We start from the raw sequence: 15,305 nt of genomic DNA on the forward strand, positions 1-15,305 counted from the left end.
CGGATCGGGCCGTCGCCGCCGGCCGGGGTGCCCGGTCTCAGCGGAGGCGGATGAAGGCGTACAGCTGGCTGCTGCCGCTCGCCGCGGTCACGTTGACCAGTTCCCACCCGTACTGCGAGAGGTACTCGACGGCCGCCAGCAGCTGGGTGACGGGGCTGTCCGCGAACCCGGCTCGGGCGACCAGGGCGAGGTGCCGGTAGGGGTAGCCGCGGAAGTCGACCTCGTTGCGCAGCACGGCGTCGGCGCCGACGGCACGGGCCTGGGCGAGCTGCTGCGGCGTCACGTGAGCCATGTCCGGCAGGATAGGACCGGAGGGCCACCATGTACGCCCGCCGGGCGCGGGCCCGGGGCGGCACAATGTTTCACGTGAATCATGAGCCGGGCGCCGAGATCCACCACACCGACCCGTTCGCCGTGCCCGCCGGGGAGCGCTCCCCCGTACGCCGGCTGCGGGGCCGGCTGGCCTCGCCGGTGACCCTCTGGACGGCGCCCGGGCCGGCGGGCCTGACGGTGTCGTCGACGCTGGTCGCGGAGGGCGAGCCGGACCGGCTGCTCGGCCTGGTCGACCCGGAGTCGGACCTGTGGGCGGCGGTCGAGTCCGCCGGCCGTTTCGCGGTGGCCCCGCTGAACCCGTCGCACCGGCAGCTCGCCGACCGGTTCGCCGGCCTCTTCCCGTCGCCGGGCGGCCTCTTCGCCACCGGGGCGTGGACCGACACGCCCTACGGTCCGGTGCCGACCGACGCCGGGGGCTGGGCGGGGTGCCGGCTCGACGCCGCCCGCGAGTACGGCTGGGGCCTGCTGGTGGAGGCCACCATCGAGGCCGTCGAGCTGACCGGGGAGACGGACCCGCTGCTGCACTACCGGGGCCGGTACCGCGAGCTGACCTGACGAGGACCGGCCCCGGGCCACCGGCCCGTGGCTGGCGACGGCCAGCGAGTCGACCCCGACGACCGCTCAGCGGAGTGAGCTGCGTCACTCGGCGCAGCCACCGTGCCGTTCGGCGCAGCCGCCGACCGGCATCGATATCAGCCTTCCCTGGCGGGGAGCGCGCTTTCTACCGTGCGCGAAACACCCGACGCCTGTGAAGGTGGTGATCCACAAAATGTCCACGGACACACCCGCGTCCGCGCCCTCCGCGTCAGCGGCGGACCGGTACCTCGCCGTACAACGGTCTGACGAGTTCGCCGGGTTGCGTCGCGCGCTGCGCGGCTTCGTCTTCCCGATGACCGTCGCGTTCTTCCTGTGGTACGCGCTCTACGTGATCCTGTCCGCGTACGCGCGGGACTTCATGGGCACGAAGCTGTTCGGCAGCAACATCAACGTCGCCCTCGTCTTCGGCCTGCTCCAGTTCGTCTCCACCTTCGTGATCGCCTGGCTCTACTCCCGGTACGCCGACCGGAGGATCGACCCGGTCGCCGACCGGATCCGCGCCGAGATCGGGGAGGTGACGCATGAACACGGTCCTCGCGGCTGAGGCGGGCAGCACCACCGCCCGCAACCTCACCATCACCCTGTTCCTGGTCTTCGTGGCGGTGACCCTCGCCATCACCATCTGGGCCAGCCGGCAGACCAAGACCGCCACCGACTTCTACGCCGGCGGCCGATCCTTCTCCGGCTTCCAGAACGGCATGGCGATCGGCGGCGACTACATGTCGGCCGCCTCGTTCCTCGGCATCGCCGGCATCATCGCCCTCTACGGCTACGACGGATTCCTCTACTCGATCGGCTTCCTGGTCGCCTGGCTGGTGGCCCTGCTGCTGGTCGCGGAGCTGCTGCGGAACTCCGGCCGCTACACGATGGCCGACGTGCTGGCCTTCCGGATGCGTCAGCGCCCGGTGCGTACCGCCGCGGCGGTCTCCACCATCACCGTGTCGATCTTCTACCTGCTGGCCCAGATGGTGGGCGCGGGCGCGCTGGTCGCGCTGCTGCTCGGCATCAAGCCCGGCACCACCTTCCTCGGCATGGACGCGGACACCGCCAAGGTCGCCACCATCATCATGGTCGGCGCCCTGATGATCATCTACGTCACCGTGGGCGGCATGAAGGGCACCACCTACGTGCAGATCGTCAAGGCGTTCCTGCTCATGGGCGGCGCGCTGGTGATGACCCTGCTGGTGCTGGCGAAGTACAAGTTCAACCTGTCGTCGCTGCTCGGCGACGCCGCCTCCGCCTCCGGCAAGGGGAGCGCCTTCCTGGAACCCGGGCTGCGGTACGGCGTCGACACACCCGGCGACGCGCTGAAGACCTTCTACAGCAAGATGGACCTGCTCTCGCTCGGCATCGCGCTGGTGCTCGGCACGGCCGGCCTGCCGCACATCCTGATCCGGTTCTACACCGTCCCGACCGCGAAGGCCGCCCGCAAGAGCGTGCTCTGGGCGATCGGCATCATCGGCACCTTCTACCTGCTCACCCTGGCCCTGGGCTTCGGCGCGGCGGCGCTGGTGGGCGGCGAGGCGATCACCGCACAGGACAAGGCCGGCAACACGGCGGCGCCGCAGTTGGCCGAGGCGCTCGGCATCGACTTCCTCGGCGGCGACCTGGGCGGGGCGACCCTCCTGGCGATCATCGCGGCGGTCGCCTTCGCGACCATCCTGGCCGTGGTGGCCGGCCTGACACTCGCCTCCTCGTCCAGCCTGGCGCACGACTTCTACGCCAACGTGATCAAGAACGGGGCGGCGTCGGAGCGGCAGGAGGTGCGGGTCGCCCGGATCTCCGCCCTGGTGATCGGCGCGATCTCGATCGTCCTGTCGATCTACGCGCAGAACCTGAACGTGGCCTTCCTGGTGGCGCTCGCCTTCGCGGTGGCCGCGTCGGGCAACCTGCCGGCGATCCTCTACAGCCTGTTCTGGAGGCGGTTCAACACCTCGGGCGCGGTCTGGGCCATCTACGGCGGCCTGCTCTCCGCCGTCCTGCTGGTGTTCTTCTCGCCGGTGGTCTCGGGGGCGGCCACCTCGATGTTCCCGGACCACGACTGGCAGTGGTTCCCGCTGTCCAACCCGGGCATCCTCTCCATCCCGTTCGGCTTCCTGTGCGGCTGGATCGGGACGGTGATCTCCAAGGAGCATGACGAGGAGAAGTACGCCGAGCTGGAGGTGCGCGCGCTCACTGGCGCCGGCGCCCACTGACCTCACCCGACGGAGGGGCCCCCGGCGCCGGGGGCCCCTCCCCGCCACGCCCGATGCGGAGCCGGGGCGATGGGTAGGCTGACCGGCATGAACGTTGCCGCACGCTTCGGAACCGGTCACCGCGTCCTCGTCACCGGCGGCGCCGGTTTCGTACCGTCACACCTGGTGGACGCGCTGATCGCCCGCGGCTGCACGGTGGTCGCCCTGGACAACTTCGTCACCGGCTCCAAGGAGAACGTCGCCCACCTGGCGGACGAGCCGAGGTTCACGCTGGTCGAGGCCGACATCTCCGACGGGCTGCCGACCCACCACCCGGCCCTGGCCGAGCGGTTCGACGCCATCCTGCACATGGCCTCCCCGGCGAGCCCGACGGACTTCGAGAAGCTGCCGGTGGAGATCCTCCGGGTCGGCTCGGTGGGCACCCTGCACCTGCTGGACCGCGCGGTCGCCGACGGCGCCCGGTTCCTGATGGCCTCCACCTCCGAGGCGTACGGGGACCCGAAGGAGCACCCGCAGCGCGAGACGTACTGGGGCAACGTCAACCCGATCGGCATCCGCAGCGTCTACGACGAGGCGAAGCGCTTCTCCGAGGCGGCCACCATGGCCTACCACCGCAGCCGTGGGCTGGACGCCGCGATCGTCCGGATCTTCAACACGTACGGCCCGCGGATGCGGCCGGACGACGGCCGCGCCATCCCGACGTTCATTTCCCAGGCGCTGCGCGGCGAGCCGATCACCGTGCACGGGACCGGCAACCAGACCCGGTCGATCTGCTACGTGGCGGACCTGGTCCGCGGCATCCTGCTGCTGCTCGACTCCCGCGAGACGGGGCCGATCAACTGCGGCACCGAGCACGAGATGAGCATGCGGCAACTCGCCGAGACGATCGTGTCACTGTGCGGCAGCAGCTCCGAGGTGACCTACATCACGCGCAGCGCCGACGACCCGGAGATGCGCCGCCCCGACCTGACCCTCGCCCGTGAACTGCTCGGCTACGAGCCGACCGTGGCGCCCGAAGACGGCCTCCGGCGCACGATCGAGTACTTCCGCGAGCGGCTAGGGTAACCGACCGCCCCGGCGACGCCGGCAATCGCCGGCTTCGCCTGGAGGCGACAGTGGCCGGACGTACGTACCCTGAGTTACATGTCAGCGACCACGCCCGCCGGAGTTCCGCTCCCGTACCTGCACCGCAGCGCCGGGCGCGCGTCGGTGCCCGGCTCCGGCCGCGACGCCGGGCGCGCCCGGCCGGCCGAGGCCCGCTGGTACCCGTCGCCCGACGAGCCGAGGGCCGGTGGCCCGGGTGGCCCGTCGGGTCCGGGCGGGCCCGGTGGTCCGGTCGGTCCCGGCGGTCCCGACCGCCCGAGGCGGCGCGGCGCGCGCCCCCGGTGGGGTCGGATCGGCCTGGTGGCCGGCGTGGCCGTGCTGGTGCTCGCGCTGCTGGGCGGGGCCGGCGCCTGGTTCTACGCCCGGAGCCTGAACGAGGACCTGGCCCGCACCGACCCGTTCTCCGAGATCACCGGCGGCCGGCCACCGAAGGCGGTGGACGGCGCGCTGAACATCCTGCTGGTCGGCAGCGACTCGCGGGACCCGGACGCCCCGGTGGACCAGTCCAGCAAGTGGCGGGCCGACACGATCATCGTGATGCACATTCCGTCCGACCACCAGCGGGCCTACCTGGTCTCCATCCCCCGCGACCTCTACGTGCCGATCCCGGAGAGCGCCAACGCGGAGTGCGGTTCCGGTCAGCGCGGAAAGATCAACGCGGCGTTCGCGTTCGGCGGGCTGCCGCTGGCCGTGCGGACGGTGGAGTGCTTCACCGACGTGCGGCTCGACCACGTCATGGCGATCGACTTCGCCGGCTTCAAGCAGGTCACCGACGCCCTGGGCGGCGTCGACCTGAAGGTCGAGCGGACCATCACCTCGATCCACAAGCCGTACCGGACCTTCACCAAGGGCACCAACCACATGGACGGCGCCGAGGCGCTGGACTGGATCCGGCAGCGCAAGCAGTTCCCGGACGGCGACTTCGCCCGGATGCGCCACCAGCAGGAGTTCCTCCGCGCGCTGATGGACAAGGCGGCGAGCACGGGCACCCTGACCAATCCGAAGAAGCTGAACGACTTCCTCAAGTCGGTGACCGCCGCGGTCACCGTCGACGAGGGATTCTCGCTGGTCGACATGGCGGTGCAGTTCCGCAACCTGCGGGGCGAGAACCTGACCTTCGTGACCAGCCCGCACGTCGGCAGCCAGACCATCGACGGGGAGTCCGTGGTGGTCTCGGACAAGGAGAAGGCGCTGGCCATGTACAAGGCGATGTCCGCCGACACCATGGCCGCGTGGGTGCAGGCCAACCAGAAGGCCGACGGCACCGCGAACTGACCTGCCCGGCACCGGTACCGGCCCCCGCCGCGATCGACGGACGTCATCGCAGGTCGGGGGCCGGCTCCGCGTTTCCTGTGAGCCAACGGCCGACTGGTCGTATCGATCTGGACGTTTGGTCAGTTTCCCTGGATGACGGCCGGGACAACGCCGATTGACGTCCCGACGAACTACCCAGGACGGGAAAGCGTCCGTACAGTGATCCCGCCCCCTGATCACGCGAGCTGGAGCACGCATGCCGGTTCAGACCAGCCGTCGCCCTCCCGTGCTGGAATCCTCCGGCGACCCGGAGCGGGCCGCCGCCACGACCGTCCCGACCCGGCCCGGGAAGGGCGGAAAGACAGGCGGCGGGCCCGCGAAGAAGCGGTCGCGCCGCAAGGACCCGCTCTGGGCCCGACTCACCCTGATCTTCGGCGCCGTGCTGATGATGACCAGCGGCGTCGCGATCGTCGGCAGCAAGGCCCTGATCAGCAAGGCCACCGGCAACATCGCCCAGCGCAACCTGATCGGCGACGCGGGCAAGTCCGACGCCGAGGGTGGCGGCAACCTGGACGGCCCGATCGACATGCTGCTCCTCGGCGTGGACGCCCGGGAGCGGTGGGCCGCCGACGACGTCCGGGCGGACAGCATCATCGTGCTGCACATCCCGGCGACGCACGACCAGGCGTACCTGATCTCGATCCCGCGCGACACGGAGGCCCAGATCCCGGCCTTCAAGACGAGCGGCTACCCGGGCGGGGTGGACAAGATCAACGCCGCGTTCCAGGCCGGTGCCCGCAACGGCGGCGGCTGGGAGGGCGGCGCGCAGTTGATGGCGGCGACGATCAAGAAGATGACCGGGATCAGCTTCGACGGCGCGGCGATCATCAACTTCGGCGGCTTCAAGAACGTGATCGAGGCCCTCGGGTCGGTGCGCATCTGCGTCAAGCAGGAGGTCACGTCGATCCACATGTCGTACGTCGACGGCAAGCCGATGTGGAACGCGGACGCCAAGAAGACCGGCAAGCCGATGAAGCCCGTGGTGCACAAGAAGGGCTGCCGGGAGATGCAGGGTTGGGAGGCGCTGGACTACTCCCGCCAGCGCAAGACCCTGAAGAACGGCGACTACGACCGCCAGCAGAACCAGCAGCAGCTCATCAAGGCGATGGCGAAGAAGGCCACGCAGAACGGCACGCTGACCAACCCGCTCAAGCTGAACGAGCTGATCACGGCGGCCGGCAAGGCGTTCATCCTCGACGTCGGCGGGGTGCCCGTCGCCGACTTCGTCTTCACGATGCGCGGCGTCACCGGCAACGACCTGGTCATGCTGAAGACCAACGGCGGCACCTTCCACGGCGACGGCAGTCGGGAGACGCTGAGCCAGGAGACGCTGGACATGTTCCACGCGCTCAAGCAGGACAAACTGGCCGAGTTCGTCTTCGCCAACCCACAGGTGATCTCCAGCCGCACATAGCGCGGACGCTCGCCCGGCCCCGCCCGAGCGCGGCGGCCGGGCAAAGTCGGCGAAGCGGCCCGGGGCGTCCGGGGACACCCATAGCCTGACGTGAGAGAGATTCACGTACGGGCCGCGGGGAGGAGCCACGTCCAGATCGACGCGCGACGATCGGGCCGGGGCCGACGCCCGGGCCGCCCGGTCGCGCCGCGCCCGCTGGCCCCGGGTCCTGCTCGGCGTCGGCCTGGCCGTGGTGCTGTTGGCCGGGCTCGCCGTGGTCGGCCTCCGAGCGCTGAGCGACCGGTACGAGCGCACCGTGGTGCGGGAGCAGTTGCTCGACCCCACCGCCCGCCGGAAGCGGACCGACCCCGACGGGCCGCTGAACTACCTGCTCGTGGGAACCGACCGGTGGCAGAGCGGCAGCGCGGCGGACCGCCGGTCGGACACCATCCTCATCGTGCACGTGCCGGCCGGCGGACGCGAGGCGTACCTCGTCTCCGTCCCCCGGGACCTGCTGGTCGCCATCCCAGCCGGCAACGGCTTCGGCGGCGGGCAGGACAAGATCAACGCGGCGTACGAGCACGGCGGGGGCGGCGAGCCGGGCACCCGGCTGCTCTCGGCCACCCTGGCCCGGCTCACCGGGATCCGCTTCGACGGCGCGGCTCTGATCGACTTCTCCGGCTTCCGCAAGGTCATCGACCTGCTCGGCGGCGTACGCATGTGCGTGGACACCGAGGTCCGCTCGATCCACACCGGCCGGGTCTTCCACCCCGGCTGCCAGCAGATGGACGGCGGCACAGCGCTGGACTACGTCCGCCAGCGCTACGACCTGCCCGGCGGCGACTACGACCGGCAGCGGCATCAGCAGCAGCTGCTCCGGGCCCTGCTGGAGCGCACGAGCGAGACGTCGCTGCGGACCAATCCCGTCAAGCTCGACCAGGTGATCCGGGCGGTGGGCAGCTCGCTGACCGTGGACACCAACGGCGTACCGCTGGAGGACCTGGTCCTCGCGCTGCGCGACCTGCCAGCCGACGCGCTGCGCGGCGTGCAGATCCCCTCCTACCCGCAGACCATCGACCAGGTGTCGTACGTCGTCCTCGACAACGGCGGGAACGGGCTGTTCGAGGCGGTCCGCGGCACCCGCGTGCCGGAGTGGGCCCGGGCCAACCCCCGGTGGGTCACCCGACTCTGACGCGCGGGACGCCCCGCCTCTCCGCACCCCGCTGCGCCGACCGCCCGCCCACGGACGGCCGGGCGAGGATCTAGGCTTGGCGCGTGTTCGGACCCCACGTTCCCACCGTGACCGTGCCCGAGATCGCCGACGACGCGTACCTGCTCGACGTCCGGGAGGACGACGAGTGGGCCGCCGGCCACGCTCCCGGCGCACACCACCTGCCGATGATGGAGCTGCCGGCCCGGATCGCGGAGGTGCCCGCCGACCGCGACGTCGCCGTGATCTGCCGCTCCGGCGGGCGATCCGCCCAGGTCGTCGCCTACCTGATGCGCAACGGCTGGGACCAGGTGCGCAACGTCGCGGGCGGGATGGACGAGTGGGCCGCCTCCGGGAGACCCGTCGTCGGCGAAAACGGGCAGCCGGGCCGCGTCCTCTAGGCGGACGGGATGGGCGCACCCCTGGTCTTCGCGCACCGCGGCTCCTCGTACGACCTGCCCGAGCACACCCTCGCCGCCTACCTGCGCGCCCTCGACGAGGGCGCGGACGGGCTGGAGTGCGACGTCCGGCTGACCCGGGACGGGCACCTGGTCTGCGTGCACGACCGCCGGCTCGACCGCACCAGCAACGGCCAGGGCCTGGTCAGCGCGCGTACCCTCGCCGAGCTGGAGGCGCTGGACTTCGGCTCCTGGCACCCCCGCTGCGTGCCCGCCGACGGGGACGAGGTGCTGGACGAGTCGCGTACCCGGCTGCTCACCCTGGAGCGGCTGCTGGACGCGGTGCTCGCCGCCGGACGGCCGGTCCGGCTGCTGGTGGAGACCAAGCACCCCTCCCGCTACGGCGGCGACGTCGAGCGCCGGCTCGTCGCGTTGCTGCGCCGGTACGGCCTGACCGAGCCGAAACCGGACGATCCGGTACGCGTCACCGTCATGTCGTTCTCCACGCTGGCCGTACGCCGGGCGCGGGAGCTGGCCCCCGCACTGCCCACGGTGCTGCTGCTGGAGGTGCTGCCGCCCTGGCTGCGGGCGGGACGGCTGCCGTTCGGCGCCCGGATCGCGGGGCCCGGCGTGGCGCTGGTGCGGGCCCGCCCGCAGCTCGTGCCCGCGTTGCGGGCGGCGGGCAACCAGGTCTACGTGTGGACCGTCAACGAGCCGGCCGACCTGGACCTCGTCGTGTCCGCCGGGGTGGACGGCATCATCACCGACCGGCCGGCGCACGCGCTGGCCCACCTGGGCCGCTGACGGCGCGCCGGGACCGCGCCCCGGCCCGCCCGGTCCGACACGCGGACCGCGCCCCCGGCCCGACGCGGACGGCCCGGACCGGTGGGCGGGATCCGGTCGGGCAGGGGTGTCCGGAACCCGACGGTCGGGGCACACTCGGGGCATGCCGGAGCGCACCGACCTCTCCGCTCTCATCGCCGGCCACACCGCGGTGATCGACTCGATCAACTCCGGCGGCGCTGGCGTCCCCGCCCTCACCCAACTGCTCCGGGTGGTCCGGTCCGCGCTCGACGCGGCGGGCATGGCGTTCGTCGAGTTCACGCCGACCGGTGGCCGGGTGATCGCCGCCGCCGGCGCCGTCGAGTGGATCGTCGGCCGCCCCGTCCCGCCCGACGACCCGGCCGTCGCCTGCCTGCTCTCCGGCACCCGGGTGCGTGAGGTCCGGACGGACCGGCTCACCGGCCGGCTCGCCGGCGAGCTGGCCGCACGCGGCCTGCTCCGGATGGTGGTCGCCCGCGCCGAGATCGGCGGGCTGACCGTCGGCAGCCTGCACGCGCTCTACCCCGGCGAGGACGGGCCGCGGGACGCCGACCGACACCACTCTGGCGAGGACGGGCCGCGGGACGCCGACCGGCACGACGTGATGGGCTACGTCGCCTCCTGCATCGCCCACATTTACGGCGACCAGACCGGGCTGCCGGTGCACGGCGGCGGCCCGGTGGTTTCGGCGCTGGCGGACGGGCTGGCCGTGGTCGACCGGGACGGGCACGTACGGCTCTGGAACCCGGCCGCCGCACAGGTCACCGGCCGCTCCGCAGCCGAGGCGCTCAACCGGCCGCTGCCCTTCCCGCTGCCGCCGTCCGGGCAGGTGCTCGACCACCGGCTGCCCGACGGCCGCTGGATCAAGATCACCTCCGGGGAGCTGCCCGGCCCCGGCGCCCTGCACGTGGTGACCTTCCGCGACATCACCGACCAGCAGCGGCGCGACCACGACCGCGATCTCTTCGTCGCGGTGACCAGCCACGAGCTGCGTACGCCGGTGACCGTGATCAAGGGCTACGCCGACACGCTCACCGACCACTGGGAGTCGCTGACCGAGACCGACCGGCGGCAGGCCGCCCGGATCATCGGGCAGCGCGCCAACGATCTGGCCCGGCTGGTCGACCGGCTGCTCTCCGCCGCCGCCGAGCCGGGCCCGGGCGACGAGCCGCCCGCCCCGTACGACCTCGGCGACGCGCTGCGCGCGGCGGTGACCGACCTGCCGGCGGAGCTGCGGCACCGGATCGTCCTCCGCCTCCCGGCCAACCTGCCCAGGGCGCTCGGCCACCGGCCCAGCCTGGCGACCGTGCTGACCGAGCTGTGCACGAACGCCGGCAAGTACTCCCCGCCCGACTCCTCCGTCGAGATCAGCGCGGACGCGGACGGGGCGACCGTCTCCTTCCGGGTCAGCGATCGCGGCATCGGCATCCGGCCGGAGCACGTGGAGCGCGCGTTCGACCGGTTCTGGCAGGGGGAGTCGGGCGACCGCCGCCGCTATCCCGGGGCCGGTCTCGGTCTCTATCTCGTCCGCCGGATCGTTGAACAGCAGAATGGATGGGTATTCCTCCGGCCGAGGGCCGGCGGCGGTACGGTCGCAGAGGTGCGGCTGCCGCGCGGGGGACCGGCGACGGGCGGCGGGGCGTGAAGGGGCGAAGGTGTCGACGGGAGCTGCCGAACGGGCATGGTGCGTGGTGGTGCCCCACCACGCCACGGGGGCGCGGCTGGCGCGGCACCGGCTCGCCGACGAGCTGACCGGCGTCGTACCCCCGCCGCTCCTGGCCGACCTGGTCGCGGTCCTGGCCGAACTGGTCGGCAACGCGGTCCGGCACGCCGACCCGCTGCCCGGCGGGGTGGTCCGGGTGGCCTGGCGACTGCGCAGCTCCGCCGCGGGCCAGCAGGTGCAGCTCCGGGTGACCGACGGCGGGGCCGCCGCGGGCCCGCGGATGCGGGTGGCCGACACGGACGCCGTCGACGGCCGCGGCCTGCACATCGTCTCGGGGCTGGCCGACCGCTGGGGCGTCGAACGCGACGGCCTGGGCCAGAGCGTGTGGGCCGAATTCGACCCGGCCGACGTCACCCGGTCGGACCTGGCCGTGGCCGGCTGACCGTCCCCGACAGGCGGGTCCTGCCCACACCGACCGGCTGCGGCCTCTAGGCTGTGTCGCCGTGAGCAAGCGTCGAAAGAGCCAGCGGGCCGCCGAAGCCACCCCCAAGCGGGAGAAGGTGCGCGACATCTTCGTGCCCCGACCGTTCGAGGGGCTGACCGACGAGCCGGAGTGGATCGCCCTGCGCGAACTGGTGCCGGCCGCCTCCGCGCCGCTGCGGCTCGCCCCCGCCCTGGTCGAGGAGTTCGGCGACCGCGAGGTCGTCCTGGCCACCGTGCTGCCGATGGCCGCCCCGGCCGTGACGAAACCGGACGGCCGGGTCCTCATCGGGCTCCAGCGCCACCAGCAGTCCGGCGACGTCTCCCGGGATCTGGCCGAGGCGCTGCTCTGCGCGCTGCGGGCCGTGCCGGGCAGCCCGGTGGCCGTGCCGCCGCTGCCCGGGCCGGGCCCCCGCCTGCAGGACGTCCTGGTCGACGGTCCGCTGGAGATCACCATGCACGACGGGTTCGAGTTCTGGCTCGACCCGGGGGCCGGCGACGACCCGAACGTACAGGCGTCCCTGGAGCGGGCGAACGCCGCGATCTACCCGACCGTGCGGCTCGCCGCCGCCCGGGCCGCGTACTGGTGCCAGGTGCCGGAGAAGTCGCACGTGCGCTGGGTGCTGCCCGACGACGAGGACGCCGCGCTGGACGCGCTGGCCCGGCTGAGCGTGGCCGGCACGCTGACCCTCGGTGAGAACACCCGGTTCGCCGGCATGTTCCGGGCGCACGGCCGGCTGGTGCCGGTCTGGGACCTGCCCGAGGATGTCCCGGCCGCCGACTGGGAGCAGCCGGTCGCCGATTTCGCCAAGCGGTACGCCGAGGCGCTCGCCGACCCTGCCCCGCTGGACGCCGCCGGCCGGCGCGCCCGCCACGGCCTGCTCGGCCGCCAGCTCACCCTGCGCTGAGCCGCCACGCCCCCGCCGGCGCCACTGGGGCACCCGGCAGTGCGGTGCCCCGGCGACGCCCGAGGTGTCAGGAAGGGCCCCTTCCTCTACCGTACGCGTCAGGAAGGGGCCCTTTCTTGCCCGCCCAACGGCTCGCGGACCAGGGGGCAGGACATGCAGCGCGGTCCGCCCCGACCGGAGCCGAGTTCGGAGCCGGCGATCGGGATGACCTCGATGCCGGCCCGTTCGAGCTGCGCGTTGGTCTCCGTGTTGCGCTCGTAGCCCACGCAGAGCCGGGGCGCGAGGGCGAGGGTGTTGTTGCCGTCGTCCCACTGCTCGCGTTCCGCGGTGACCGGGTCCAGGCCGGTGTCGATCACCCTGAGCTGGCCCAGGTCCATCGCGTCGGCGGCGGCCCGCAGGAACGGCACCGGGCCGTCCACCCGCGGGTCCTCGCCGTCCGCTCCGGCGATCACGGTGTACGCCGACAGGGTGTGGGCGATGTTCGGATACATCAGCACGGCGTCGACGTCCACCATCGTGCAGACGGTGTCCAGGTGCATGGTCGCCCGCTCCTGGGCGATCGGCACGACGAGGATCGTGTGGGCCAGCCCGGCGGCGAAGACCTGCCGGGCGAGGCGTTCGGCACCGGCCGGGGTGGTCCGCTCGCCCACCCCGACGGCCAGCACCCCCGGCGCGAGCAGCAGCACGTCGCCGCCCTCCAGGTGCTCCAGCTCGGGGTGGTAGACGAACTCGGTGCCGGCGAAGCGCGGATGGTGCCGGTAGATGGCGTCGGTCAGCGTGGTCTCCCGCCGCCGGGCCGGCATCGCCAGGCTGGTCACCCCGACCCGGTCGCCGATCCACACCGAGGAGTCCCGGGTGAAGAGCAGGTTGGGCAGCGGGTCGATGACGAAGTCGTGCCGGTCCATCAGGGTGTAGACCAGGCCGCCCGGCCGTTCCCGGCTGACCCGCAGTTCCTCGTGGGCCAGCCCGGCGATGAACACGTCGGCGAGCGCGGCCGGGTCGAGGTACGCGAGGTGGTCGGCGACCCGGGCGCGCAGCGAATCGCCGAGCCGGGGCGAGCGCAGCACCACCTCGGTCAGCTCGGCCCGCGCGTCGGCCACCGCGAGCGTCTCGGCCAGCAGGGTGGCGAGGTAGAGCACCTCGACCCCGCGCTCGCGCAGGGCGGCGGCGAAGGCGTCGTGCTCCTCCTGGGCGCGCCCCACCCACGGGATGGCGTCGAAGAGCAGCGAGTCGTTGTTGCGGGGGGTGAGCCGGGCGAGTTCCGGGCCGGGCCGGTGCAGCAGCACGGTGCCGAGCCGGCCGACCTCGCTGTCCACGTAGTGGGTCACCATCGCAGCGTAGGGCAGGGTTTGGCGGCATCCGATAAAACAGTGGTGGATGAATATGGCATTCATCCACACTCACTCCGGCGTTCCAACTTGCCGACACAGGGGACTGGCAACGTAGGGTAGTGAGGACATAACTTCGAGGGACCTTTTGCCGGAGGTCGCGATGACTGTCTTTCCCGCTCGTCGAGCCGTACCGTCCGCCCGGGCACTGCCGCCCGCGGCGGCAGTGCCACATCCCCGCTTGGAGTCGCCGGGGGTGCTCGCGCCGGTCCGTCCGTCCCCGTTGGAGTGGGCCCGCCGCCGGCGGGCCGAGCGGGGCGCCCGCCGGCTGGAGGCGGCCGGCGCGCGGGCGCTCGGTCAGCTCGACCACCTCGGGCCCGCCTGGCACGTCATCGAGTGGCCCCGCACGGACGTCTCCGACCTGCTGCTCGACCACGAGCGCGACGAACGCGCCGGTTTCCTCGCCATCGGGCCGAGCGGGCTCTTCGCGGTCACGATCGCCGATCACGGCCGGGCCCGGGTGCTCGTCGCCGGCGACGTGGTGCAGATCAACGGCAAGCGACCGCCCTACGTGGCGGAGGCCCGCCGCGACGCCAAGCGCGCCAGCAAGGCGCTCTCCGACGCGGTGGGGCTGCCGATCCCGGTGACGCCGGTGCTGACGTTCGTCGGCTCCGGCGTCATCAGCGTCTACGGCCTGCCGAAGGACTGCCTCATGGCCACCCACCGCGAGCTGGACCGCCTGCTCGTCGCCGGGGGCAGCCGGATCAGCCCGGCCACCGCCGAGAAGCTGTCGCGGGTCGCCCAGCACCCGGGCACCTGGATGAACGGCTCCTACCGGCCGGCCGCCGACTACCGGTGGTACGAGGACGGCCGAACGGCCGCTGACAAGCCGGCCGGCCGGCGGTAACGTCACCGGCGACGTCACGCGGCCCGGGTGCCGGTCGGCACCCGCCGGTCGCGCCGTCGCCGGCCGCCCGGGCGGGCACCCCAGCACCACCCGTGGCCCGGTGACCGCAGCGCGGTCGGCGACATCCGTGGCGACCGGCTAGCGTGGACAGACCGTCGGTGTACATAGGAGGCGCGGTGGCCCACGTCGAACTCTCGCTTTCTGAAGTGTTCGTGCCGGCGGCGGGGACATCGACAGAGCAGGGGTCCGACAACTTCGGGCGGTGGTCGTCGACCGTCTCCCACGCCGACGAGCCGTGCCTGCTGATCGACGCCGGGACGAGGGTGATCGCCGTCTCCGCCTCGGGCTGCGAACTGCTCTGCCTGGGCACCCCGGCGGACGTGATCGGGCTGCCGCTGCTCGACGGCGGGCTCCGGCTGCTCGACTTCACCGCCAACCGTGGCGAGCTGACCGAGGCCGAGATCGACAAGATCCCGCCGCTGCTGGCCCTCTCCTCCGGGCGTCTGGCCCGAGGGCTGCTCCGCGTCCAGGCCGCGTCGGCCGACCGGCCGGACTCGACCGTGGACGCGATCTCCACCCCGGTGCTCACCGACGGGTCGGTTGCCGGTTCCCTCACGTTCTTCTCCGAGGTCTGACCTGCGGCGGGATGTGGT

Annotated in this window: 16 protein-coding genes; 14 read left to right on the top strand and 2 right to left on the bottom strand. The window is 72.7% G+C overall.

All coding sequences use genetic code 11. The features are described from left to right. Window positions 1-37 precede the first annotated feature (37 nt). Window positions 38-292: a hypothetical protein gene (locus tag ACFY23_RS00440; RefSeq protein WP_350678462.1), complete on the bottom strand. Its 255-nt coding sequence runs from the start codon at window positions 290-292 to the stop codon at window positions 38-40. Window positions 293-321: 29 nt separating this feature from the next. On the opposite strand from ACFY23_RS00440, the gene ACFY23_RS00445 reads away from it, so the two are divergent. From ACFY23_RS00445 to ACFY23_RS00500, 12 genes are all read left to right on the top strand, one after another. After that, window positions 322-888 carry a flavin reductase family protein gene (locus tag ACFY23_RS00445; RefSeq protein ID WP_350678460.1) on the top strand — a complete coding sequence of 189 codons (567 nt, stop codon included), beginning with the start codon at window positions 322-324 and terminating at the stop codon, window positions 886-888. A 214-nt stretch (window positions 889-1,102) separates the two neighbouring features. Then, on the top strand, window positions 1,103-1,474 hold the full coding sequence (locus tag ACFY23_RS00450; protein WP_350678457.1) for a DUF485 domain-containing protein: 372 nt from the start codon (window positions 1,103-1,105) through the stop codon (window positions 1,472-1,474). Further along, window positions 1,452-3,125: a cation acetate symporter gene (locus tag ACFY23_RS00455; RefSeq protein ID WP_350678455.1), complete on the top strand. Its 1,674-nt coding sequence runs from the start codon at window positions 1,452-1,454 to the stop codon at window positions 3,123-3,125. The genes ACFY23_RS00450 and ACFY23_RS00455 overlap by 23 nt, the downstream gene beginning before the upstream one ends. An 87-nt stretch (window positions 3,126-3,212) precedes the next feature. Then, a complete protein-coding gene (locus ACFY23_RS00460) occupies window positions 3,213-4,190 on the top strand; it encodes a UDP-glucuronic acid decarboxylase family protein (RefSeq protein ID WP_350678452.1) in 978 nt (325 codons plus the stop codon). A gap of 78 nt (window positions 4,191-4,268) precedes the next feature. Continuing rightward, a complete protein-coding gene (locus ACFY23_RS00465) occupies window positions 4,269-5,504 on the top strand; it encodes an LCP family protein (protein ID WP_350678450.1) in 1,236 nt (411 codons plus the stop codon). A 235-nt stretch (window positions 5,505-5,739) separates the two neighbouring features. After that, a complete protein-coding gene (locus tag ACFY23_RS00470; RefSeq protein WP_350678448.1) occupies window positions 5,740-6,957 on the top strand; it encodes an LCP family protein in 1,218 nt (405 codons plus the stop codon). A gap of 232 nt (window positions 6,958-7,189) precedes the next feature. Beyond that, window positions 7,190-8,128 carry an LCP family protein gene (locus ACFY23_RS00475; RefSeq protein WP_350678446.1) on the top strand — a complete coding sequence of 313 codons (939 nt, stop codon included), beginning with the start codon at window positions 7,190-7,192 and terminating at the stop codon, window positions 8,126-8,128. Window positions 8,129-8,211: 83 nt separating this feature from the next. Further along, window positions 8,212-8,547: a rhodanese-like domain-containing protein gene (locus ACFY23_RS00480; RefSeq protein ID WP_350678444.1), complete on the top strand. Its 336-nt coding sequence runs from the start codon at window positions 8,212-8,214 to the stop codon at window positions 8,545-8,547. Window positions 8,548-8,556: 9 nt separating this feature from the next. Next, entirely contained in the window at window positions 8,557-9,348 is a 792-nt protein-coding gene (locus tag ACFY23_RS00485; protein ID WP_350678442.1) for a glycerophosphodiester phosphodiesterase family protein, read from the top strand. A gap of 142 nt (window positions 9,349-9,490) precedes the next feature. Further along, entirely contained in the window at window positions 9,491-11,011 is a 1,521-nt protein-coding gene (locus ACFY23_RS00490) for an ATP-binding protein (protein WP_350678439.1), read from the top strand. 43 nt (window positions 11,012-11,054) lie between these two features. After that, window positions 11,055-11,471, top strand: a complete 417-nt coding sequence (locus tag ACFY23_RS00495) for an ATP-binding protein (protein WP_350678483.1) — start codon at window positions 11,055-11,057, stop codon at window positions 11,469-11,471. A gap of 61 nt (window positions 11,472-11,532) precedes the next feature. Further along, entirely contained in the window at window positions 11,533-12,417 is an 885-nt protein-coding gene (locus tag ACFY23_RS00500) for a DUF5926 family protein (RefSeq protein WP_350678436.1), read from the top strand. Between the two features lie 98 nt (window positions 12,418-12,515). On the opposite strand, the gene ACFY23_RS00505 is transcribed toward ACFY23_RS00500, so the two are convergent. Further along, on the bottom strand, window positions 12,516-13,748 hold the full coding sequence (locus tag ACFY23_RS00505) for an arginine deiminase (RefSeq protein ID WP_350678434.1): 1,233 nt from the start codon (window positions 13,746-13,748) through the stop codon (window positions 12,516-12,518). Between the two features lie 160 nt (window positions 13,749-13,908). Between ACFY23_RS00505 and ACFY23_RS00510 the strand changes: the two genes are divergently transcribed. After that, window positions 13,909-14,652 carry a hypothetical protein gene (locus ACFY23_RS00510; protein ID WP_350678431.1) on the top strand — a complete coding sequence of 248 codons (744 nt, stop codon included), beginning with the start codon at window positions 13,909-13,911 and terminating at the stop codon, window positions 14,650-14,652. Between the two features lie 176 nt (window positions 14,653-14,828). Further along, on the top strand, window positions 14,829-15,287 hold the full coding sequence (locus ACFY23_RS00515) for a hypothetical protein (protein WP_350678429.1): 459 nt from the start codon (window positions 14,829-14,831) through the stop codon (window positions 15,285-15,287). Window positions 15,288-15,305: the final 18 nt, after the last annotated feature.

This window comes from Micromonospora sp. NPDC000121 (genome assembly GCF_042899165.1).
Taxonomy (GTDB): domain Bacteria; phylum Actinomycetota; class Actinomycetes; order Mycobacteriales; family Micromonosporaceae; genus Micromonospora.